Origin of the sequence: Litoribrevibacter albus (assembly GCF_030159995.1) — a bacterium.
In the GTDB taxonomy this organism is placed as follows: domain Bacteria; phylum Pseudomonadota; class Gammaproteobacteria; order Pseudomonadales; family Litoribrevibacteraceae; genus Litoribrevibacter; species Litoribrevibacter albus.
Map to the genome: position 1 here is coordinate 829,228 of NZ_BSNM01000016.1, position 23,709 is coordinate 852,936.

The 23,709-nt window shown below is 46.9% G+C and carries 21 protein-coding genes; 9 read left to right on the plus strand and 12 right to left on the minus strand.

What is annotated here, in order from left to right; translation table 11 throughout:
* Positions 1–136: 136 nt before the first annotated feature.
* Complete coding sequence (gene ilvD, locus QQL66_RS18360; protein WP_284383431.1) at positions 137–1,975, plus strand: dihydroxy-acid dehydratase; 1,839 nt, start codon at positions 137–139, stop codon at positions 1,973–1,975.
* 65 nt (positions 1,976–2,040) lie between these two features.
* On the opposite strand, the gene QQL66_RS18365 is transcribed toward ilvD, so the two are convergent.
* From QQL66_RS18365 to QQL66_RS18385, 5 genes are all read right to left on the minus strand, one after another.
* On the minus strand, positions 2,041–3,165 hold the full coding sequence (locus tag QQL66_RS18365) for a response regulator (RefSeq protein ID WP_284383433.1): 1,125 nt from the start codon (positions 3,163–3,165) through the stop codon (positions 2,041–2,043).
* A 54-nt stretch (positions 3,166–3,219) separates the two neighbouring features.
* The gene (locus QQL66_RS18370; protein ID WP_284383435.1) at positions 3,220–3,558 is read right to left on the minus strand and encodes an Hpt domain-containing protein; all 339 of its coding nucleotides are present in this window, start codon (positions 3,556–3,558) and stop codon (positions 3,220–3,222) included.
* 258 nt (positions 3,559–3,816) lie between these two features.
* A complete protein-coding gene (locus QQL66_RS18375) occupies positions 3,817–4,806 on the minus strand; it encodes an SGNH/GDSL hydrolase family protein (RefSeq protein ID WP_284383436.1) in 990 nt (329 codons plus the stop codon).
* A gap of 332 nt (positions 4,807–5,138) precedes the next feature.
* Complete coding sequence (gene argA, locus QQL66_RS18380; RefSeq protein WP_284383438.1) at positions 5,139–6,452, minus strand: amino-acid N-acetyltransferase; 1,314 nt, start codon at positions 6,450–6,452, stop codon at positions 5,139–5,141.
* 59 nt (positions 6,453–6,511) lie between these two features.
* A complete protein-coding gene (locus QQL66_RS18385) occupies positions 6,512–7,519 on the minus strand; it encodes an adenosine kinase (protein WP_284383440.1) in 1,008 nt (335 codons plus the stop codon).
* A 250-nt stretch (positions 7,520–7,769) separates the two neighbouring features.
* On the opposite strand from QQL66_RS18385, the gene mrcB reads away from it, so the two are divergent.
* Together mrcB and QQL66_RS18395 are read left to right on the plus strand one after the other, a co-directional pair.
* Positions 7,770–10,190 (plus strand): penicillin-binding protein 1B, encoded by a 2,421-nt coding sequence (gene mrcB, locus QQL66_RS18390; protein ID WP_284383442.1) that lies wholly within the window; start codon positions 7,770–7,772, stop codon positions 10,188–10,190.
* 63 nt (positions 10,191–10,253) lie between these two features.
* A complete protein-coding gene (locus QQL66_RS18395) occupies positions 10,254–10,787 on the plus strand; it encodes a tetratricopeptide repeat protein (protein ID WP_284383444.1) in 534 nt (177 codons plus the stop codon).
* Positions 10,788–10,853: 66 nt separating this feature from the next.
* On the opposite strand, the gene hemL is transcribed toward QQL66_RS18395, so the two are convergent.
* From hemL to QQL66_RS18420, 5 genes are all read right to left on the minus strand, one after another.
* Positions 10,854–12,134 carry a glutamate-1-semialdehyde 2,1-aminomutase gene (gene hemL, locus QQL66_RS18400; protein WP_284383445.1) on the minus strand — a complete coding sequence of 427 codons (1,281 nt, stop codon included), beginning with the start codon at positions 12,132–12,134 and terminating at the stop codon, positions 10,854–10,856.
* Between the two features lie 46 nt (positions 12,135–12,180).
* The gene (thiE, locus tag QQL66_RS18405; protein ID WP_284383448.1) at positions 12,181–12,834 is read right to left on the minus strand and encodes a thiamine phosphate synthase; all 654 of its coding nucleotides are present in this window, start codon (positions 12,832–12,834) and stop codon (positions 12,181–12,183) included.
* Positions 12,835–12,921: 87 nt separating this feature from the next.
* Positions 12,922–13,725 carry a bifunctional hydroxymethylpyrimidine kinase/phosphomethylpyrimidine kinase gene (gene thiD / locus QQL66_RS18410; RefSeq protein WP_284383480.1) on the minus strand — a complete coding sequence of 268 codons (804 nt, stop codon included), beginning with the start codon at positions 13,723–13,725 and terminating at the stop codon, positions 12,922–12,924.
* Positions 13,726–13,746: 21 nt separating this feature from the next.
* Complete coding sequence (gene hemJ, locus QQL66_RS18415; protein ID WP_284383450.1) at positions 13,747–14,175, minus strand: protoporphyrinogen oxidase HemJ; 429 nt, start codon at positions 14,173–14,175, stop codon at positions 13,747–13,749.
* 32 nt (positions 14,176–14,207) lie between these two features.
* Positions 14,208–15,974: a chloride channel protein gene (locus tag QQL66_RS18420; protein ID WP_284383451.1), complete on the minus strand. Its 1,767-nt coding sequence runs from the start codon at positions 15,972–15,974 to the stop codon at positions 14,208–14,210.
* 148 nt (positions 15,975–16,122) lie between these two features.
* Between QQL66_RS18420 and argC the strand changes: the two genes are divergently transcribed.
* The 5 genes from argC (at position 16,123) to QQL66_RS18445 (ending at position 19,364) form a co-directional block, all read left to right on the plus strand.
* Positions 16,123–17,154: an N-acetyl-gamma-glutamyl-phosphate reductase gene (gene argC / locus QQL66_RS18425; protein ID WP_284383452.1), complete on the plus strand. Its 1,032-nt coding sequence runs from the start codon at positions 16,123–16,125 to the stop codon at positions 17,152–17,154.
* Positions 17,155–17,189: 35 nt separating this feature from the next.
* Positions 17,190–18,038, plus strand: coding sequence for a DUF6776 family protein (locus QQL66_RS18430; RefSeq protein WP_284383453.1), 849 nt, complete (start codon positions 17,190–17,192; stop codon positions 18,036–18,038).
* Complete coding sequence (locus tag QQL66_RS18435) at positions 18,025–18,450, plus strand: bactofilin family protein (protein WP_284383454.1); 426 nt, start codon at positions 18,025–18,027, stop codon at positions 18,448–18,450. Before QQL66_RS18430 ends, QQL66_RS18435 begins: the two co-directional genes overlap by 14 nt.
* Before the next feature lie 64 nt (positions 18,451–18,514).
* A complete protein-coding gene (gene erpA, locus QQL66_RS18440) occupies positions 18,515–18,871 on the plus strand; it encodes an iron-sulfur cluster insertion protein ErpA (protein WP_284383456.1) in 357 nt (118 codons plus the stop codon).
* Entirely contained in the window at positions 18,828–19,364 is a 537-nt protein-coding gene (locus QQL66_RS18445; protein WP_284383458.1) for a DsrE family protein, read from the plus strand. The genes erpA and QQL66_RS18445 overlap by 44 nt, the downstream gene beginning before the upstream one ends.
* Before the next feature lie 7 nt (positions 19,365–19,371).
* On the opposite strand, the gene QQL66_RS18450 is transcribed toward QQL66_RS18445, so the two are convergent.
* Together QQL66_RS18450 and QQL66_RS18455 are read right to left on the minus strand one after the other, a co-directional pair.
* A complete protein-coding gene (locus QQL66_RS18450; protein ID WP_284383461.1) occupies positions 19,372–20,478 on the minus strand; it encodes an anhydro-N-acetylmuramic acid kinase in 1,107 nt (368 codons plus the stop codon).
* 4 nt (positions 20,479–20,482) lie between these two features.
* Positions 20,483–21,871, minus strand: coding sequence for an OapA family protein (locus QQL66_RS18455; RefSeq protein WP_284383462.1), 1,389 nt, complete (start codon positions 21,869–21,871; stop codon positions 20,483–20,485).
* A 171-nt stretch (positions 21,872–22,042) separates the two neighbouring features.
* Between QQL66_RS18455 and tyrS the strand changes: the two genes are divergently transcribed.
* A complete protein-coding gene (gene tyrS / locus QQL66_RS18460) occupies positions 22,043–23,242 on the plus strand; it encodes a tyrosine--tRNA ligase (protein WP_284383464.1) in 1,200 nt (399 codons plus the stop codon).
* The last annotated feature ends 467 nt before the right edge of the window (positions 23,243–23,709 follow it).

Genomic DNA, 23,709 nt, shown 5'->3' on the forward strand with positions numbered 1-23,709 from the left:
AAAGCTGGGAGTGTGCGGGGTGGTCTGTTATGCTATGCCGCTAAACGTAATCCCCCTGGTTTCAGACGATGTGAGATGATGTTTCCCGTCATGTTAGCCAGGGCAGAGCCTATAAGATTAATGATGAGGAAGATCCATGCCTGAGTATCGCTCCAAAACATCCACTCATGGTAGAAACATGGCGGGTGCTCGTGCCTTGTGGCGTGCCACTGGTATGAAAGACGATGACTTTCATAAACCTATTATTGCGGTTGCCAACTCTTTTACTCAATTTGTACCTGGACATGTGCACCTGAAAGACATGGGCCAGTTAGTGGCGCGTGAAATTGAGAAAGCGGGTGGTGTGGCGAAAGAATTCAACACCATTGCTGTTGATGACGGTATTGCGATGGGGCATGACGGTATGCTGTACAGCTTGCCAAGCCGTGAAATCATTGCTGATTCGGTTGAGTACATGGTGAATGCGCACTGTGCGGATGCTCTGGTATGTATTTCTAACTGTGACAAGATCACACCGGGAATGTTGATGGCCGCGTTGCGCCTGAATATTCCTGTGGTGTTTGTATCGGGTGGCCCGATGGAAGCCGGAAAAACCAAGTTGTCAGAGCACAAGCTGGACTTGGTTGATGCGATGGTGATTGCGGCAGACGATAAGGCAAGTGATGAGAAGGTGGCGGAATATGAGCGCAGCGCCTGTCCTACTTGTGGTTCTTGCTCTGGTATGTTCACAGCGAACTCGATGAACTGTCTGACTGAGGCCATTGGTTTGTCTCTGCCAGGTAACGGTACAACTCTGGCAACTCACTCAGATCGTGAGCAGTTGTTCCTGGAAGCGGCTCGTTTGGTCGTTGAGAACGCAAAACGTTATTACGATGAGAACGATGAGTCTGTGTTACCTCGGTCTATTGCGAGCTTCAAGGCGTTTGAAAATGCGATGACATTGGACATCGTGATGGGTGGTTCAACCAATACCATTCTGCATTTGTTGGCGGCAGCTCAGGAAGCGGAAGTGGATTTCACGATGAAAGACATTGATCGTCTTTCTCGCGTTGTACCTCAGTTGTGTAAAGTCGCGCCGAACACCCCAAAATATCACATTGAAGACGTTCACCGTGCTGGTGGCATCATGGGTATTCTTGGTGAGATTGATCGCGCTGGTTTATTGCATAACGACCTTCCTACCGTTCATAGCAAGACCATGAAAGACGCGTTGGATAAGTGGGACATCATGCGTAATCCGTCTGAAGAGGTGATTAAGTTCTTCAAGGCTGGGCCTGCTGGTATCCCAACACAAACGGCCTTCAGTCAAAGTACGCGTTGGCCAACTCTTGACGGTGATCGCTCAGAAGGTTGTATCCGTGATCTTGAACACGCGTTTTCGAAAGAAGGCGGTTTGGCTGTCTTGTACGGAAACATTGCCCAAGATGGCTGTGTGGTGAAAACTGCGGGTGTTGATGACTCTATTTTGGTTTTCCACGGTAAGGCTAAAATCTTCGAATCTCAGGATACGGCAGTAAGCGGCATTCTGAATGACGAAGTGAAAGAAGGCGATGTAGTGATTATCCGTTACGAAGGGCCGAAAGGTGGTCCGGGTATGCAGGAAATGCTGTATCCAACGTCGTATCTTAAGTCGAAAGGTTTGGGTAAAGCCTGTGCGTTGCTGACCGATGGTCGTTTCTCTGGTGGTACTTCTGGCTTGTCTATTGGTCACTGTTCTCCGGAAGCGGCGGCAGGTGGTGCAATTGGTTTGCTGAAAGACGGTGATCCGATCGTGATCGATATTCCAAATCGCGGTATCAACGTGGAGCTTAGCGATGAGGAGTTAGCGGCTCGTCGTGCAGAGCAAGATAAGAAAGGTTGGAAACCGGCAGAGGATCGTCCTCGTCGTGTAACAACTGCGTTGAAAGCCTATGCTAAGTTTGCAACCAGTGCCGATAAAGGTGCGGTTCGTGACAAGGCTATGCTAGACGACTAATACTATCGTCGATAAAAAAGCCCTAACAGTGTTAGGGCTTTTTTGTGGGTATCGCAATTTACTAATTAGTCTGCACGTAATTGTTCAAAGGCAGTAAGCACCTTCTTCATCGCGTCTTCCACTTCAACCGCCGTTTCTTTCACTGTATCCATTTTATCCATGGCGGCATCGAAAATGCCCATTAGGTAACTTTCCTGTTCTTCGGTCAGTCCCAAACTAAATAAGGCTTCTTCGAAGGAAAGGCGAATCTCTTGCACGATCTCGACGGTGTTGTTTTCGAGTACATGAACCAGCCCCATGACATGTTGAGTTCGCTCATAGGTAGATTCAAAAATAGTTTCAATTAATTGTTTTCGTTGTTGTTTAATTGCCTGCTCGGCACCGATGGTTTTCGCAACGCCATTCGCAGCAGATAGCAGAACGGCTAGATTATCCTTGTAGCGGCCACATTTTTCTTCGTCTTCAATGGGCATGTTTTTGACCAGCATTGAAACGTATTTTTGATTGAAAAACATGCGCTTACCGTGACCGATAATCCCCCCTGCCTTTCGGGCTTCGGTGATCATCTTCGCTTCAATACTGCCATCGATACAACCGTTTCCTATATTCAATACAAAGTCATCGTATGCGAACTGGAAGCAGCAGATTAAACCGAAATTCTTCGTTACTTCGTTCAATTGTGACGCCAGGCTTTCAAAGGATTCGGAGTCACTGGCCGATTCCATGAACTTGATAATTAATCCCAACTCACTGGAGTTGGTCATGGCGATCATAGCCGCTTGTTGTGCAGCCTGGGCCAGTTCTTTGGCTTCTTGAATGCTTTTTTGGCTGTTAACCACTTTAGAGATTTTGGCGATCAGTTCATCATGATTAAACGGCTTATTGATGAAGTCATCCGCCCCGAGTTTGTACGCTTGCAGTTTTTCATCATTGTCTGTGGAAGACGTGATAAAGATAATCGGAATATCTTGGGTTTGATAATCGGATTTAAGTTTCTTACAGACTTCAAAGCCGTCCATCTCGGGCATAACCAAGTCCAGAAGAATCAATCCCGGTTTGTTCTCTGCAATTTTTTCGAAACATTCCTGGCCGGATGCTGCTAAATAAATCCGGTAGGTATCGCACAATAAGGCGTCTAACAGCAGACGGTTATCCGTCATATCATCAACAATTAAGATGGAACCCGGCATAATTCATCGTTACCTATGTTGTCTCGTCTCTATATCAAGCAATACAACGGACTCTTATAAATATTCTTCTAATTCAACCAAGAGCGCTTGCACCAACTGACTGAGTTCTTCGATTTCTGTTGCCGCGTTCGCAATGTCCTGAGCCTTGTACTTATGTTCAAGCTCTTCGGCTTTTTGCGATACCGGATCGGCACCGTAATTACCGACGGACGATTTAATACTGTGAGCCGCTCTGCGCATGGTTTCATGATCTGCACTGGTATACGCCGTTTTCAATTCAGACAAAATCCCTTCCAGTGAGGCTCTTGAGCTGGAGAGAATGATGGAAAATTTCTCTTCGCCGATGAGTTGCTTGAGATTGTCTACGACGCTGGGGTTGTGAAGTTTTGACATTGATAGATGGCCTTATCCAAGTTAAATCCATTGGACTTAGTGTAGACGAGACTTTGAAGCTTGGGTAATTGAAATCTATAAAAGAAAGCCACTAACCGATATAGATCAATCAGTTAGTGGCAAAATGAGCATTGGCAGTCCGTTGCCTGTCACACTCCTCGCTGAACCCTTTATTGTGTTGATTATGGGTTCTGAGTGTTCGTTATTATGTTGGTCGATAACTGGTCGGAATTTTTTAGTCGTCTGTTGAGCAGGAGATTATTGTTCTGACAGTAATTGGTGCAGCTCCAGCGCTGCACGTTGGTGAGTAACGGCCGTTGGGTGAATCTCATCAAAGAAAACAAACGTCTCGAAGTTACACTCAGGGTTGTAGCCTCCGCCGGTAATGGCATAGACACAGGCGTCGGTGTTATTGGTGTAGCCGTACTCCTGGTAGTTGTCGATGGCATCATCCAGGAAGTTGAATAGATCGTATTCGATGATGTCGATGCCGGTGGCGTCTTCGATATCAGAAACCGCAGCGGACAATCGACCGTTATAGACAGCGGTCAGGACACGAGTAAACTTTTCGAGTTTTTTCGCCACAATTCGATCACGTATATTGTCGGCGTTCGCCAATGCTTGAGCCGCTACCAGGTCGGTTTCAGGAATGGCGCCAATGTCCGGAGCGTTAACAACCACAATGTGTTGAGCACCAGCGGAGATTAAGGTGGACAGTTGAGTCTCCACCGAGCGAATCGCTTTCTTGAGCAATTTATTGGCATCGCGTCTGGCACCCAGATCTCCATCCACCAAGACACTGCGTGCGGCACGAATATCATTCCCGCCGATCATGACCACATATAAGGCATCTTGAGGAGCCTGGAAGCCGTGAATCTGCAGGAAGGCACCAACCTGTGTCGGAAGGTTAATGTCCGGGGTAGCCAGATTGCCATCTTCATCCGTAGTGATGGCCCCGGCAATGGCGTAATTGTTGCCGTAATTACCTAAGGTGACTTCCGGCGGCAGCAGGTGGTAGGAAGGCGATAACGTCAGTCCTAACTGAGCTGCAAGTACTTCGACGGCTACCGCACCGTTGGTGAAGCGCTCGGGAATGTTAGGGTCTTGTGTGACGGCGTGAAGATTACCGTTATCGGACAGGCTGTCTCCAAAAACATAGATCTGACTGTAATCTTGAGCCGAGGCAACTGCCGTAGCGGTGCCAAATGCCAGACCTGTGATTAATTTTCGTAGTGAGCGTGCTTTCATTGGGATGACTCCTTGTTGTTATTATTTTTGTTGTCCGATCTGATGTGTGGTTCTCGTCATTAGGAACCAGACACAGCTCGGATAAGGTTGTCTTTCAAATTGGGGTCGGGCTTTGAATGAAAATTGATTCTGAATTCAAATGAGGCACGACCTAGCTCTAGAACATACCGAAAGTGTCCGGTAAAAGTGGGTCAAAATAGGGGCAAAAAAGGTTAAATCATAAAAAAGCCCCGGCAACACTTGGTGTTAACGGGGCTTTAAAAAGAAAGGAAGACAGTTAAATGGATAGTTTTTGAACTTAAATAACGGTCGAACTTAAATAACTGCCGAACCTAAATGGATTTAGCCAAAATGCGGGAATTCCGTTGCCAGTTGTACAGCTCCTTTCGCGCCGGAGGCAGTTGTTCTGGCTGAATGGCTTTGAAGCCGTGTTCCATAAACCAGTGACCGGTGCGGGTGGTTAACACAAATAAGGTGTTGTACTGGCGTTGTTGGCATTGTTGCTCGACGTAGTGAAGCAGTTTTTCTCCACGGTCATTACCACGGTATTCCGGGTGTACGACCACACAAGCAAGTTCGGCCCAGGTCGTCTTGGTTTCCGGATCTTGATACGGGTACATGGCTGAACAACCAACGATCATCCCTTCCCAATCCATGACGATGAACTGTTCGATCTCTTGTTCTAAACGTTCACGAGAGCGTTTGACTAGAATGCCTTCTTCTTCAAGCGGTTGGATTAGATCGAGAATACCGGCGACATCGCTGATCGAGGCTCTTCTTAATACTTCGGACGGTTCTCGTGTCAGTAGCGTACCCTGACCGTTGAGGGTATAGAGTTCTTGCAGTAACGCACCATCAGACTGATAGCTGATTAGGTGAACACGAGAGACGTAGTTCAACGCAACCAGGCTGGATTTCAGGTTGGCTTCAATGATGGCGTCCAGCTGGTGTTCAGCTAGCAGGGTTTTAATCTTGAGCGGCGTTAATTCACGAACCAATTGCCCATCCTGCATCACGCCGGCTTCTTTCTGGAACAAAATCAGTTTGTCGGCATGAATCGCTTTGGCAACGTCGGTGGCCAACGCTTCAGAAGAGAGGTTAAACACCTCGCCCGTGGGTGAGAACCCCATTGGGGGAATCAACACGATCCGTCCGTGATTGAGGTCATCCAGAATAGCCTGATGGTCTATGCGTCTGACTTCACCCGTGTGTCCAAAGTCGATGCCTTCTTTGACACCAATCGGTTGGGCTGTGATGTAATTACCACTGCTGATTCTGATGTCGGCACCGTGCATCGGTGAGTTCGGTAAACCCATCGATAACAGAGCTTCCAATTGAATGCGGATGCTGCCTACGGCATCTTTAATATGCGGCAGGGCAGTATCGGAGGTCACTCGATGGGTGAGCTTGATAATCGACTCCAACTGATGTTCTGCCAGCTTTTGTTCGATTTGAGGTCGTGCCCCAAACACAATACAGAGTTTGGCGCCAAGGCTGCTCAGAGTGGCAATATCGTGAATGATATTCGGGAGGTTCGGGTCCGCAATACTTTCACCATTCAATAACAACACGATGGTTTTACCACGGTGTGCATTGATGTAAGGAGAGGTATTTCTAAACCATTGTACGTATTGTTTCTGTTCCACTCTGTTCGTCCTGACGCCTGTCACTCTCTATTTCCTACTCGGGTAGGAAGAAATAAAGATTATAGAATCTCTTGTTTTAGTTGGTCGTGGCTTTCTGCAGGTAAGCGTGCACCAAAATGCGTTACCAGCTCAGAGGCAGAACGGCTTGCTAAGCGACCTGCTTCCTGAGGCGAATGACCGTGTGTAATGGCATACAAATAGGCTCCCGCAAACATATCACCAGCACCGTTGGTGTCGATGGCTTTTGCCGGGAACGCAGGAATTTGATAACGCTCACCGTCCTTCACAATCAACGCACCGTCTTTGCCCAAGGTCACAACCAGGTGAGGCGCGAACTTAGCTAGCTCTGAAATGGCAGCTTCAGCGGTTTCTTTTCCTGTGAACAGTTGCGCTTCATGTTCATTACAGAACAACAAATCCACGCCGTCCCCCAACATTTCTACTAACCCGTCTTTGAAGAACTGGGTCATTGCCGGGTCTGAAAAGGTCATCGCAATTTGGGTGTTTGCTTTTTTTGCGGCTTCGCGTGCCTGAATCGCAGCATGTCGGCCTGATTCAGACGTTACCAAATAGCCTTCAATGTAGAGGTAGGTTGAATCGGCAATGGCGTCTTCCACAATATTGCTGTGATCAAAATGCTCAGACACACCCAGGTACGTATTCATGGTGCGCTCGGCATCTGGCGTTACCATCACCAAACACTTACCGGTTACGCCGGTTTCACGGTTACCGTTCATGTTGGTGTCTACGCCGGCCGCCATTAAGTCTTTTACATAAAAGTCACCGGTTTCATCGTCTGATACCCGGCAAGAATAGAAGTTATTGGCACCGAAGTAGCTGGCCGCAATGATAGTATTTGCTGCTGAACCACCACTGGCTTGTTTCACCACACCAAAGGTATCTTTGAGGTCATCAAATAGGACGTGATGTTGATTTTCATCGATCAACGTCATCATTCCTTTCTCAATTCCTTTATCACTAAGGAACTGATCGCTCACTTCGAACTCCATATCTACTAACGCATTGCCCAAACCGTAGACATGATATTTTTTATTATTCTGAGACATTCTTAATACCTTCTAATTGAGTGTGTCACACGAGTATTGAACCACAGTCGTTAGGTTGCAGTGGTCGTGTAAAGATCATGGGTTATATAATATGCGACTTTAAAGACACGTAACAGGGATAGTCGCAGTAACTGTCTATTACAGTAACTACCTATTACTGTAATTACCTATGTATGTAATCTCTGTGCATAAGTGATTTCTATATATCAATGATCTCTCTGTTGAAACGAGAGATAAGCGTAAATATTTCATGGCTGAACGCAAAAAAACATCACCAAAAAGTAAGAATTCTTCCACCTCTGGTCGTAAGTCGGCTCAGAGAAATTCCGCTCCCAATGGACGTGACTCTAAAAGTGACAAACAACGAAAGAAAGCACAAGTATCTCATGAGAAAATCTATTGGTTGCCGGGCTGGTTTCGTTTTCTGATCAAATTAAGTTTGGTCGGGGTAGTCTGTTTGTTGGCGTTTCTGGTGTATCTCGATGCCACCTTACGCCAGGATCTGGATTCTGTTCAGTGGGAATTACCGGCACAAGTCTATGCCCGACCATTGGAATTGTATCCAGGAAAACAGTTAAGCCTCGATGAGTTGAGCCGTGAACTCAAGGCGCTGGGTTATCGTTTTCAGGATTACCGAGGCACAGGCTATGCCCTTCAGCGCAGTAACAGCATTCGCATTCATACGCGCGGTTTTCAATTTGTGGATGAGCATCAGGCGCCAGCTGAATGTTTGGTCACGTTCAGATCCGGGCGTATCGACCAGGTACGTGTGAATGGCCAGGAACGGGATTTATTCCGTCTCGAACCCTTATTGCTAGGTAGCCTCTTCCCGAATCACCATGAAGACCGTCAGTTGGTACAGATTGATGAAGTGCCTGATGCCTTGAAACATGCCTTGATTGCTACCGAAGATCGGGACTTCTATCAGCATCATGGGGTGTCTCCAAAATCCATTGTTCGGGCCATGTTAGCTAACTTCCAGGCGGGCAGTGTGGTACAGGGTGGAAGTACCCTGACTCAGCAATTGATCAAAAACCTCTATCTGACGCGGGAACGAACCTATACCCGTAAGCTTCAGGAAGCAGCAATGGCCTTGCTGGTGGATCTTCGATATCCCAAGGACAAGATTCTTGAAACCTACCTGAATGAAGTCTATCTGGGGCAGGATGGTGCACGTGCCGTACACGGTGTCATGGCGGCGAGTTATTTCTACTTTGGTGTCCCGGTGCGTGAACTCAAGCTTCATCAGATCGCCTTAATGGTGGCAGTGGTCAAAGGCCCTGCCTATTACAACCCGAAGCGTCATCCGGAACGGGCCTTGACCCGACGTAATTTGGTGTTGGATATGTTGACCGACCAAGGTTACATCGAAGCCAAAGTCGCCAACTGGTCAAAACGTCAGCCGCTAGATGTGGTCTCTCATCCAACCCGCTCGGCCAATCGATTCCCCGCGTATTTGGGTTTGGTACATCGACACTTGAAGCGGGATTACTCGGAAGACGAGCTTTCCAAGTCAGGTTTGCGGGTATTTACTTCTCTTGATCCGCAAATTCAGTGGGATCTTGAACAGAACGCAGTGGCTGAATTGGAACGCTTGGCAAGACGTCACCCTCGTGAGGGAGACGATTATCAGCTTGCCTCGGTCGTTACCTCTGTGGATAACGGTGAAGTGGTGGCTGTGATTGGCGATCGCAACGTGGGTTATTCCGGGTTTAACCGGGCGTTAGATGCCAAGCGGCCGATCGGTTCTTTGGCTAAACCAGCGGTTTTCTTGACCGCGCTGCAACGACCCGAGCATTACTCATTAACGTCTGTGCTGAAAGATCAGTCGTTTAAGATTCAGATGGACAATGGCGACGAGTGGCAGCCGCGAAACTTTGATAACAAGAGTCACGGGGATGTGCTTTTGTATCAGGCATTGGCTAAATCCTACAACCAGGCCACCGCGCGTTTGGGGTTAGAGATTGGACTGGATGCCGTGATCGATACCTTCCGTCAATTTGGCTTTTCGGATCAAGTGCCTATGCTGCCTGCTACGATGCTGGGGTCTTTGTCCTTGAGCCCTTATGAAATTACCAAAATGTATCAGACCTTGGCGGCCGATGGCTTTAGAGCTCCGTTGAAAGTGATTCGAACGGTCACCGATGCCGAAGGTGAAGTGCTTGATCGTTATCCGCTAAATGTCGAACAGGTGTTCGATCAGAAGCCGGTGTATCTGGTCAATTACGCCATGCAGGTTGGGGCCAGAGAAGGGACGGGCCGTTGGTTAAATAACGTCATTCCTTCCGATGAAGTGGTGTTCGGTAAAACCGGAACCTCCAATCAACAGCGTGATAGTTGGTTTGCCGGTGTCAAAGGCAATTATCTGTCGGTCACTTGGGTTGGCAAAGACGATAACTCTCCGACCGAGCTTACCGGCAGTTCTGGTGCGCTACGAGTCTGGGGGCAAGTGATGCGCCATATGCCGGCTAGCGACACCAAACGTGTGGTTCCTGATCAGATTGGCTTCAGTTGGGTGGATCAGGAGACAGGTCTGTTGGTGGATGAGCTGTGCTCTAGCGCACGGTTATTGCCGTTTATTGAAGGCAGTGCGCCCACGGAACAAACCACTTGTAAGGATTCAACCTTCACTCGGGGTAAGAACCTGTTAGAACGATTGATAGATTGGTAAAATCTTCGTATCAGTCGCCATGTTATTTTTTGGCGTCCATCTCATCATAAGAGAGGAAAGGCAATGCGATTTTTTTGGATGGGGTTAGTGTTGGTCACTATGGTTGGCTGCGCGACTCATCAAAATGTCCCGGTTGTATCCGGTGGTCAGAACGAACCGGTCTATCAGGGGAACGTCATCAACAATGGCAATGGCGTTTACATTAAGCCGCAGGAAGAACGTAAAGCGCTGAATGCTAAATCACTGGATACCCAGAAATCCCGTCACGATACCAAGCTGGGCGTGGTGAAGTTATTAGCCAGTGCTGAAAGCTATGCGTTGAAGAAAAAATACGGACAAGCACAGTCAGTTCTGGAACGGGCGCAACGAATTGACCCGAAAGAACCTAAAGTTTATTACGAGCTGGCGGTGATTCATTTAAAGAAAAACCAGCCCAGACAAGCAGAGCAACTGTGTAAGAAAGGTCTGTCTTTGTCTCATGGCAACCCGATTCTACAAAAGGAGTTGTGGGTGGTGATGGCTAAAGCTTTGGATGCCCAAGGTAAATCTCAAAAAGCACAGCGCGCGTTACAACGGGCCTACCAGATTAAGGTTTAGTGCCTTTGTAGGGGCATAAAAAAAGAGGCTGAATATAGCCTCTTTTTTTATGGTTATAGGAAGTTGTTATAACTTCGCAAACGCTCTTTCAGCCGCATCCAGGGTTTTCTGAATGGCTTCATCATCATGTGCCGCAGACACAAAACCTGCTTCATACGCCGACGGTGCCAGATAGACTCCTTCTTCCAGCATCAAATGGAAGAACGTCTGGAATCGTTCCAGATCACAGGCCGTCGCTTGAGCAAAGCTGGTGACTTTGTCCTGATCGGTAAAGAATAAACCAAACATTGCGCCCACTTGGGACGTGGTAAACGGTATACCTGCTTTATCAGCACGTTCCTGAAGCCCTTGAACCAAGGTCGTGGTCTTTTCGGTCAGTGCTTCAAAGAAACCTGGCTGTGAGATTTCGTTCAGTACCGCAAGACCAGCCGTCATCGCTACCGGATTACCTGACAAGGTACCCGCTTGATATACCGGGCCGGTTGGCGCAATGTAATCCATGATTTCCGCTTTACCACCAAAGGCACCCACTGGCATGCCGCCGCCGATGACTTTACCTAATGTGGTTAGGTCTGGAGTAATGTTATACACAGACTGGGCGCAACCTAATGCGGTACGAAAGCCGGTCATCACTTCGTCAAAAATAAGTACCAAACCGTGTTGATCACACAGTGCACGCAAGCCTTCAAGAAAACCTTCTACCGGAGGAATGCAGTTCATGTTGCCCGCAACCGGTTCGATGATTATACAGGCAACCTGATCACCGATTTCCTTCAGGGTTTCGTCTACCTGAGCCAAGTTGTTGTACTCAAGCGTTACTGTGTGTTTTGCAAGATCGTCAGGGATACCCGGAGAGCTCGGTACACCCAGCGTTAATGCGCCGGAGCCTGCTTTCACCAATAAAGAATCGGCATGACCGTGGTAACAACCTTCGAACTTGATCAGCTTGTCGCGCCCGGTGTAACCGCGTGCAAGACGAATCGCACTCATGGTAGCTTCGGTACCAGAGCTCACCATACGCACTTTTTCGATGGATGGAATCAGGCTGCATACTTTCTCTGCGGCTTCGATCTCAATGGCCGTTGGCGCACCAAAGCTCAAACCTTTGTCCACTTGAGCGTGAATGGCTTCCAACACTTTAGGGTGTCCATGACCTAAGATCATTGGTCCCCAGGAACCGATGTAGTCTACATAAGCGTTGTCATCTTCATCGATGATGTAAGCGCCTTTACCTTCTTTGAAGAATATAGGTGTACCACCTACACCTTTGAAGGCGCGAACGGGTGAGTTCACGCCACCAGGAATGACTTTGGATGCAGTGTCAAAAAGTTCTTGAGATCGAGTCATGAAATACCCTTTTTTCCTACTGATGTTTCGTACTGAAGTATGTTCTCTAGTCACTCACGGAGGTACTGAATTGATTGAATGTGGTGACCAGTGTGTTCGCTGCTTGCTGGATGTCTGACTGCCCAAATAGTGCGTCAATGATGGCAATGGCATCGGCGCCAGCGTTTATTAATGGGGACATATTATGCGCGTTTATGCCACCAATCGCGACTATCGGGATGGATAAATGTTGCTTTGCCTCAATAAGACGGTCAATTTGGGCTGGCTTAGCCTGGGGTTTGGTCTTGGAGGGATAAAAGCGTCCAAAGGCTGCATACGAAGCGCCAAACCGTTCTGCTATTCGCGCCAGCTCAAGATCATCATGACAGGTAACGCCGAGGATCTTGTTTCTGGAAAGGGTTAAGTGGCTTAAATCCGATGCGCCGTCGGTTTGTCCTAGGTGCACACCGTCAGATCCAGATGCCATCATCAGATCCACAGAATCATTGATGATGGATAGGGCGTTGTAGGTTTTGCATAGCTGGTGGATGGCTTTCGCTCGTTCGAGCTTTTGATCGTTTGTCGCCAATTTATCCCGATACTGAATGATTCGGACGCCCTCGGCCAAGGCTGTATCCACCGCGTCAAGCAGTGCTGCTTCGGTGGTCAGAAGTTTTGGATCGGTGATGGCGTAGATCCCGGAAATATCGTGGTCTGTCATAAGGCTGCTTGTTATCACTCTGGTTAGGCTGAATGAACGGATAAAGGTCTGAACCGCTTTGGCGCAATTGGCACCGTCTGTGGGTATCTATGATTTATACAGATCTGCAGGAATACGGTTGGGAATACGCTGTCCATCGCCAATGGCATAACTGTCTTCAAGGGTTTTAATGGTCAGCGCTTGTGCTTGTTCAACCGCCTCAACCAAGGGGATTCCGTGCGCTAACAGACCCGCGACCAGCGAAGCAAGTGTGCAGCCTGACCCGTGATAGACGTCTGGCAGACGCTCCCAATGCCATTCTGTTTCTGATTCTTTGGTGTACAGCCGATTATGAACCCGGTCTTTATCCGTTTCGTCATGGGTTCCGGTTAATAGTACCGATGTTTGAGCTGTAACCAAGGATTCGGCCGCTTGATAGGCATTGCTGATATCTGCCAGTTTACAGGCTTCATCGGTATTGGGGGTGATTAACGAGCATACCGGCAATAGGTGTTCGCGGATGGCGTCGAGAAGTTGATCGCTGCTGAGATTGGTCCCTCCGCCTGCGGCAAGTACCGGGTCAAACACCACGGGCAGTTGAGGGCAATCGATGCGAATGTCTCTGATGAGCGCGGCCACGGTCAGCACAATCTCTGTTGATCCAAGCAGACCGATTTTTATGGCTTGGGGTCGAACGTCTCGAACCAAACAGCGCGTACTCTGCTCAATCACATCCTTACTCAAGGGGTAAATTGAATAGACGTTATGGGTATCTTGCGATGTATAGCTGGTGATAATCGGGCAACAGTGGCTATTTACCAGTGTTTGACTGGCAATGTCAGCCTGTATGCCGGCACCACCGGTTGGGTCCAGTCCTGAAAATGTCAGAATAACGGGCGGACGGTACGACATACTCACTGAATTACTCCCAACTTAAAAGGGTTTAACCACTACCATAATGATAATACCAATCAGCAAGAGTACTGGCATTTCATTGAACCATCTGAAATAGACATGGCTCTTTGTATTTTTATCTGCTTTGAACTGTTTAAGGTGGTAGCCGCAGATCGCATGATAAATCACCAACAACAGTACCATGGTCACTTTAGCGTGGAACCAACCACCGGACATATAAATATTCGGCATCAAAGACACTAGCCAGATACCTAAAGCTACGGAGACTACGGCGGAAGGCGTCATGATGCCTCGATACAGTTTTCGCTCCATGATTTTAAAGCGTTCTTTGGAAGTTTCATCGTCCGACATGGCATGGTAAACAAACAAGCGAGGCAGATAAAACAATGCCGCGAACCAGCATACAACGGCAATAATATGAAAGGCTTTCACCCACAAATAGGTCACGCAATTCTCCTTACTTCAATGTTGATTTGGCGTTAACGGCCATTGCCTTGCTCGGGAGCTTCAAAGAACTCATCGAACTTCCGGTTAGAATAGAAATGATCTAAATCGTTCTGCGTAATAATACCAAGGAGCTTAGGGGCTTGTCCTTCTGGCGGGGTGCTCTGGATCAACAGAGCATCGGTTTTATGGCTGTCGATCAGCGACAGTGCCTCTCCAATGTCGGCTTTAATGTTGATGGCTGTGAGTTCAAGGCGCGACGCTGGTATGGACAACAAATCCGTTTCTAATGCCGCATCGTCTTTAATTCTCTCAATGTTTTCGGGTGAGCTTAATTGGTACTGAAGCCAGTTGGCCAGGTCCGAGGCCTGCATTAAGTAATATCGAGTACTGGAATCAATGACGACCCAGCGAGGTTGGCTGTACAGCAGTTGGATCACGTTTTTGGTATTCATGACCTGTTCGGCCACTACAAATCGTCGATCCATAATAGGCATGATACCAAACTGCTCAAGAGTATGAGATTGGGCATTCATTCGATCTCGATCGTGTCGAATCTTTTGTAATGCATCAAAAATCGCTTGCTGACCACAGAGACCTTTATTTATCAGATAGGCCATTACGATGCTGATCATTCCCGGCAAAATGATTTGAGAAGAGTTGGTCATCTCTAACAGGGTGATCAACGCCGCAATGGGCGCGTGTAGGCTGGCGCCCATCATGGAGGCCATGCCGATCAGACAGAAAAGTCCTGGATTGATATCAGGTTGTATGTTTTGTAACGTCAGCCCCACAATGAAGCCGGCACAGGCACCCATTAATAAATTGGGGCCGATCAACCCACCGGGCACGCCATAGGCCAGTACAAAACTGGTCAACAACAGCTTGGCACAAAGAATGATGACCACCCATTGCCAGTCAGAGACACTACCAAGCAATAAGTTAATGGTGTCATAACCGACACCCATGACTTCCGGCACATAGTAAGCCACGGCTCCGGTAATGAGTCCTGCTATGGGCAGAGAGTACCATTTTGGCAGTTTGTTGGTGTTTTGCCAGGCGATCAGTAAGCGATTAAACACCACTGATAGACCCCCGATGAAGATACCTAGCAATACCAACCCAGGGAAATCCCAGAGATTTAGAATAATTTCAAAGCTGGGGAAAATGGCGAGTTCACCCAACGCCAGTTGTGTGACCAGTGAACCGGACACGGCAGCAATGGCCAGTGGCGTCATACTGATCAGGCTGTACTGACGCAACACCACTTCCTGCGCGAAGATTACTCCGGCTAATGGTGTGTTAAATGAGGCTGAGATAGCTGCCGCGATACCACTGGCAATCAGCATTCTGCGGTAGGCGTACGGCAGTTTGCTATAGCGGGCAATGAAGCTGCTGACGCCGCCGCCCATGTGTATGGCGGGGCCTTCCCGGCCGGCACTTTGGCCTGAGATTAAGGCTATGGTGGCGCCAATAAATTGCATCAGGGTATTTTTAAAGGGCAAATGCCCTTGGTGGTAATCCAACCGTTGTAAAAGATAGGGTACTCCAACGTCATGATGCTCTTTGGGCACCAGACGGTAGATAACGGCGAGAATCAACGCCCCAAAAACGGGTAAGAAGAAACGGACGTCTGCGGATAAGTGTTCAAACCCTTCGTGATTTTGGCTGGGCATTAAACCACTGATGGCGTGTTCGGTCAGAATACGAAATAACAGGATCACCAAGCCGGAGGCAATGCCCACCAGAACAGCGATGGCAGATAGCTTGGGTAAGGCTTTTCTTTGTGACCAGCTTCTCATAGTGCAGTGATTCGAGCAGAGCCTTAGTAGATAATCGACAATTTATGTACAGCTTTAATCGCTTTTATTAGCAGATTACTTTAGCTTTTTAGCTTAGCCCATTATCATATCAAGGGTTTCCAATTTGAGCGACTACAGAGGAAAGATTGTGATTAAAGTCGGAGTGGTAGGTGGTACAGGTTATACAGGCGTTGAGTTGCTAAGACTCTTGGTATTGCATCCTGAGGTTGAACTTAAGGTGGTGACCTCTCGATCTGAATCTGGCCGAAAAATTTCTGATCTTTATCCTAATCTTCGTGGGCATCTGGATATTGAATTTACTGAGCCGGATGTAGATCGGTTAGCCGAATGTGATTTGGTGTTTTTTGCCACACCGAACGGCATTGCAATGAAGTCGGTTCCTACCTTGCTTGAAAAAGGTGTAAAAGTTATTGATTTGGCAGCAGATTTCCGGATCAAAGACGCTGATTTGTGGTCTCAGTGGTATGGTATGGAGCATGCTTGTCCTGAGTTATTGGAAGAAGCGGTCTACGGATTGCCTGAAACCTCCCGTGCGGAAATTGCCAAGGCACGCTTGGTGGCAAACCCAGGCTGTTATCCAACTGCAGTGCAGCTAGGTTTCTTGCCTTTGATTAAAGCCGGGTTAGTCGATCCTTCGGCCTTGATTGCCGACACCAAATCGGGTGTCAGTGGTGCGGGTCGTGGTGCCAGTGTAGCTACACTGTTATGTGAGGCTACTGAATCAATGAAAGCGTATAAAGCGGATGGCCATCGTCACTTGCCTGAGATTACTCAGGGCTTGCAATGGCACAGCGAGGGGAAAGTGGGCTTGACCTTTGTTCCTCACTTAACGCCAATGATTCGTGGTATTCACGCGACTTTGTATGCAAATCTGACGCAGGATGTGGATGATCTTCAGGCTTTGTTTGAGCAGGCGTATCAGGATGAACCGTTTGTGGATGTGATGCCGGCTGGTTCTCACCCAGAGACGCGTAGTGTAAAAGGCGCAAACACTTGCCGAATTGCAGTGCATAAGCCTCAGAATGGCAATACCGTGATTATCCTCTCTGTGATTGATAATCTGGTTAAAGGTGCTGCCGGACAGGCGATTCAGAATATGAACATTATGATGGGCTTAGAAGAAGACGCAGGTTTGCGTCATGTTGCATTACTGCCTTAAATTAATGTTTACAGATAAAAGCCGATAATAAAGGCTTGTATTACAAATCATCGAGTTGCATTCGGCGGCTCGGTGATTTTTTGTCAGGCTATACAAGAAAAGCGCGTATAAAGAAGGGAAAGGTTATGGCCGTGGTGAAAGGCTCTCCACATCAACGTCTTAGAGTAGTAGCGTATAATCCAGCGACCGATTTCATCCGAAATACTTTTTTGATTCTATTGCTGGCTGCAGCCTTGGTTGGGGCGTATTTTGCCGGCAGTTGGCATGTTTCGACGAAGTTATCTGAAGTAGAGAATCAAAAAGAAGTCATCGAAAAAGATCTCACTGAAAAAACATCGAAAGTAGATGTTTTAACGCAACGAGTGGCGGTTCTGGAAGAAGGCAGCAAATTAGATAAGCAGGCCAGTGACGCGGTACGTCAATCCGTCAAAGAGTATCGTGATCGAATTGCAGAGTTAGAAAAAGAAGTTACTTTCTACAAAAATATTATGGCGCCAGGTGGCCCTAATACTGGGCTGCACATTCAGAAAATTGAGCTTTCTTCGACTCCTGAAGCAGAGCGTTTCAAATTTAAAATTGTGCTTACACAGCTTGAGAAGAATCAGTCCTACCTTAATGGCCAAGCGGCGGTTAATATCATTGGACAGCTGGATGGAAAGAAAACTATTTATTCTTTGAGAGAACTCTCTGAGGACTATAAAGATTTAGGTATTAAATTTAGATTCAGATATTTCCAGAATATTTTGGGTGAAATAAAGCTGCCAACAGGCTTTAAGCCAGAAGAAGTTCAGGTGATTCTACAAACTACAGGCAAGCAGCCGGTTCGTGTTGAAAAGGCATTTACTTGGGTAATGGGAGAGAGTGTCAACAATGTGGGGCAGTAAAGGTGGTCATCATCACTGGGATACAGTGATATCAGGCAAGACAACAATTACCGGTGATGTACATTTTACGGGTGGTTTACACATCGATGGACATGTTCGTGGCAATATAATTGCCGATGATGAGTCTAATGGAATTGTACGTATCAGTGACCGTGGTCATGTAGAAGGAGAGATCCGGGCTCCGAACGTAATCATCAATGGTCGGGTGCATGGCAATGTATTTTCCAGTAAACATCTGGAGTTGGCGAAAAAGGCGTCGGTGAAAGGTGATGTTTACTATACTGTAATGGAAATGGTGATGGGCGCTGAAATTAATGGTCAGCTGAAGCACACCACCGAAGTGAAAGAAACCAAGAAAAGCGCACCTAAGCCACAAGTGGTTGAAGCGAAGCCGATCAGTGACAATGGTTAATCTTGACTAAATTGGTTGGATAAAACGATAATACCGACCCATTTAATTTAGTTCGGAGCGATATATGAGTGGCGTGGTTGAAGTTCAAAGCCCTTATGTGATTGATTTTACAGATGCCGCCGCTGATAAGGTAAGATCTCTGGTTGAGGAAGAAGAAAACGACCAGTTGAAGTTACGGGTTTATGTAACTGGCGGTGGCTGTTCAGGGTTTCAGTACGGTTTCACTTTTGATGAAACCCTAAATGACGATGACACAACGGTTGAAAAGCAAGGGGTTACCTTGGTAGTCGACAGTTTGAGCTATCAATATCTGGTAGGCTCAACAGTGGACTATTTGGAAGGCTTGGAAGGTTCACGGTTTGTAGTGAACAATCCTAATGCAACAACCACTTGTGGGTGTGGTTCATCGTTCTCCATCTAGCGGTGATCTCTCTATGAAGCATGGCCGACTCTCTGCAATTGTTTTTGGGTTCGTGTTGCCAGGGTTTCTCTTTACTCAGGGGGGATATTCTGACCCTCTTGAGTCTCATAAAATTTCTTACGCTGAAAATGATCAGGGTTTGTATGTGGCTAAGGTCCAGTTACATACCCCGGAAGAACTGAAAGAGCTGTTTGATCGTGCGGAAAGCTTTCTCGATACCAATCAAAGCTATCTTGGTAGCAGTCCCATTGAGGTGGTGCTGCACGGGCCTGAAGTTCGGGTCTTTCAACGCAAAAACTATCAGCAATACAAAATGCTGGTGGATCAAGCCGCTCGATTAGATGCCTATAAAATTATTGATGTTCGAATTTGCGAAGTGTGGATGTCAGTGGATAACGTTCAGCACTCTGAATTACCTCCGTTTGTAGACACGGTTCCTAATGGACCTGAGTATCAAGAGGAATTGATCGAAAAGGGCTATAGCCTTTTTTAGTATCGGTTTAGGGGTAGTAGATGCCGCCAAGTACTGCATTTCTTGATGCGCCAGTGGTGGAGGCTTGTTGGCTGTCTTGTCTATGCAGTGTGTTAGCAGCCAGCCAGGCAAACGCACAGGCTTCTACCCAGTCAGAGTGAATACCCAGAGCTTCTGTAGAGGCCAGAGTGTAGGATTCGCCAAGAGCCTGCTTTAAGCGTTCAACTAAAAACTGATTCTTCCAGCCACCGCCACATACATAAACTTCACCAGTATTCAGATGATTCTTAACTGCTATGGCAATGCTTTGTGCTGTTAACTCAGTAAGGGTTGCCTGAATTTCTTCTGGTTCAAGAGATACGGTTGCGTCATCCAATCTGGAATGAAGCCATTCAGGGTTGAACAGTTCCCGTCCTGTACTTTTAGGCGCAGGTAGCATAAAGAAGGGGTCATTGAGCAATCGTTGCAGAAGTGTCGAGTTAATCTCCCCTGACTTCGCCCAATCTCCGTTGGTATCAAAGGTGCCCTCATGATGTCGGGCAAACCAATAATCTAATAGAGCGTTTCCGGGGCCACAGTCATAGCCCAATGGTTCTGCCGCTGGCATAAGTATTGTAACGTTGGAAATCCCACCAATATTAACGATGACTCGAGAGGATGAAGTGCTACTAAAGATGGCCTTATGAAAAGGCGGGACTAATGGTGCACCTTGCCCGCCCAGCGCGACATCTTTTCTACGGAAATCACCGATGGTTGTAATTTGGGTTTCGGCTGCGACCAGGCTCCAGTCTCCTAATTGGACTGTAAACGCGGGTGATAGGTTTGGCTCATGACGTATGGTTTGGCCGTGTAAGCCTAATGCAGCTAGATCTGAAGGATTGATGCTTTCTTGTTTTAGAAATGCATTAATCGCGTTTGCACAGAACCGTGAGTAACGTTGCTCAGTCTGGTATAGGTCATTCAGTGGTATGTTGTCTGTATGACAAAGATCAAATAACGCTTGTCTGAGCTCTTGAGGGAAGGGTGTGAAGTGACTGGCCTTTAAAATGTTGGTAGAACTGAAATCACATAGCGCGATATCCAGTCCATCCAAACTGGTTCCAGACATGGCGCCTAAAAAAAGTTCAGACGCCACAGGATTAATCTACACTCGCAACAAGAACAGAGCGCTGATTGCTTTCCAGGATCGCAAGCCACTTGTTGGCATCTGCAAGAAATTCCTTACGGTATTTCTTCTCAATAGGTCGAGCCTCAGGAAGCTTCACTTTAACCGGGTTTTTGTGCACACCATTTACTCGGAACTCATAATGCAAGTGAGGTCCGGACGCTAGGCCGCTGCTACCAACGTAGCCAATAACCTGGCCTTGGCTAACACGTGCGCCTTTCTTGGTCTTCTTGTTGAATTTGCTCATGTGTGCGTACAGCGTTTGAATGCCTTGCCCGTGCTGAACAATGACGCAGCGACCAAATCCACCTTTCCAGCCAGCAAATACAACTTTACCGTCGCCGGCAGTACGAATTGGCGTGCCTCTTCCTGCTGCGTAATCCGTCCCTTTGTGGGCGCGGATCTTGTTCAGTACAGGGTGCTTTCTGCTCAAATTAAAGTGAGAACTGATTCGGGCAAAGTCGATCGGGGATCTCAAGAAGGCTTTGCGCATGCTCTTACCTTCTGGAGTGTAATAATGCGTGCGGCCGAATTCATCCACATGGCGGATGGCCTGGAACTTAGTACCTTGGTTTACAAACTCGGCGGCAACAATGTCACCGGTACCAATAGATTCTCCATCTAAGAATAACTCTTCATACATTAAGGAAAAGTTGTCACCTTGACGAAGATCTTGAACAAAATCGATATCCCAGCCAAAGATATTGGCAAAGTTCATGATGGATGTTTGGTCTAATCCAGCTTCTTTCGCATCAAGAAACAGTGATGAGTGAATCGTTCCTTGAGCAAAGCGATACTCAATGGAAGGTTCACGGACGACTTCTTCAACTTGATAATCGTCGCTTACTTTTTTAATGATATTTGAAACAAGCTTGGTTTTTTGATGTTTAAACGCTTTAAACGAACCGTCGGCGTTATAGGCAAAGCTGACTTGTTCTCCAGGATGAAGTCGGGTGGCGTCGTCGTACACTTTTGCAACGTGATAGACGTCCCGAGAGCTTAAATCTGCTTTCTGAAATATCAGTGCCAGAGTATCGCCATTTTTTACCGTGTATTGCTTGGTAAATTCGATGCCTGACTTTTTAGGGATGTTTTTGGCTGGAACCGTTGGTGCTGCTTCAACAGTCGATGAAATTACACGGTCAGAATCAATAGGGTGGATAGATTCATGAGTGGTTTCATCATCTTGAGTGATATCACTCATTGGTAATGTTAAGTCTACTTGCGTGCGGCTTGCCGATACTTTTTCAGAGGTTGGCAGAATCGCAAGGGTTAATAAAAAACTGGCCACCGCAGAAGCTGCGACAAAATGCTTCTTTGGGTAGTGTTTTGCGATACTTGTCAGGTTTTTCTTAGAGGTCATATTAAAAAAGTCGCCTAACTTACTATTTTATGGTGAAAATTGTACATATCTTAGTCATTTTTGGGGTTTTTAACAAGAAAAGTTCGGTCGCATTCTTGTAAGTGAGTGTTATAATTCGCGACCGTTTGACCCCTAAGTGATGTATTTCGTTCAAGAAAAGTTGGATAAAAAATGGCAAGTGTTGAAGAGTCTTTGAAGATTATTAGACGTGGTGTAGAAGAAATTCTTCCAGAAGAAGGTTTGATCAAGAAGCTGGAGTCTGGCCGTAAGCTTCGTATTAAAGCTGGCTTTGATCCAACCGCACCTGACTTGCACCTGGGTCATACTGTGCTTATTAATAAACTGAAACAATTTCAGGACTTGGGTCATGACGTATTGTTCCTAATCGGTGACTTTACCGGGATGATCGGTGATCCCACGGGTAAAAGTGCTACTCGCCCTCCATTAACTGAGGAACAAGTTCAGGAAAATGCTCAAACCTATAAAGAGCAGGTATTTAAAATCCTGGATGAATCCAAAACCACGGTGATGTTTAACTCTGAGTGGATGGGGAAAAAGTCAGCGGCGGACATGATTCAGTTGGCGGGCCAGTTTAATGTGGCACGTATGCTAGAGCGTGATGATTTCAAAAAGCGCTTTAAAGGTGGTCAAAGCATTGCCATTCATGAATTCTTGTATCCATTGATTCAGGGGTATGACTCCGTAGCCATGGAAGCAGACATTGAATTGGGTGGTACGGACCAGCGTTTCAACTTGCTGGCTGGACGCCAATTGCAGGAACACTTTGGGCAAGAGCCTCAAGCTGTCATTATGATGCCTATTCTGGAAGGCTTAGACGGTGTTAAGAAGATGTCTAAGTCATTAGGTAATTATGTAGGTATTAATGATGCGCCTGGAGATATGTTCCAAAAAATCGTATCAATGCCTGACTCTTTAATTTGGCGTTACTTTGAATTGTTGAGCTTTAAGTCGATTGAGGAAATTGATGCATTAAAGGCGTCTGTTGACGCGGGAGCAAATCCTCGCGACATTAAAATGGAGCTGGCTCGTGAATTGATTGAGCGTTTCCATGGTGAAGAAGCGGCAGAGAATGCCCATAAAGCTGCAGGCAACCGTTTGGCGGATGGTGAGTTGCCAGAAGATTTGCCTGAAGTAGAAGTGGCGTTCGATGGACAGGATGAAATGCCAATCTCGGCTATCCTTAATAAAGCGGGTTTAACTAAAAACTCGAATGCCGCAAGAGATATGTTAAAGAGCGGTTCGGTGAAGGTGGATCAAGAAGTAGTAGAGTCTACTTTTAAGATGCAGGCGGGTGCTGAGCATGTGATTCAAGCCGGTAAGAAAAAGTTTGCACGAGTGAAAGCCGTGTAGCTAACTCTTAATCGTGAATAAAAAGACGAGCTAAGCTCGTCTTTTTTCGTTTATGGGGAAATGTTTTTAGTTTTTTGGCGGTTATTTTGAGTCTTTGTTTAAAGTTAGAAATATTCGCCAAATTTTACGCTGGTCGAATATTGTCCAGGTATTGAGTTATTGGCGGTGTCTTGTGCTTTGGATAGGGTGGTTTTGAGTGCTTTTTGATCGGCATTGATGGTTCTTTGAGCGATTTAAAATTAATTTGAGTTTTTTTGAATTTTTTATGAAAAAGCGCTTGCGCTGCGAATTAATCTCCCTATAATGCGCTCCACGTTCTGAGGGGGACACGCCACAGAGACAGAAAGAAAGGGATCTGATCCTGATCTGGAAAGCTCGAAAGGCTGAAAAAACTTCTTCAGAAAGTTAAAGAAAAAGGTTGACACAGAGATTTGAATCGTTAAAATGTGCGTCCTCTTTCGAGATAA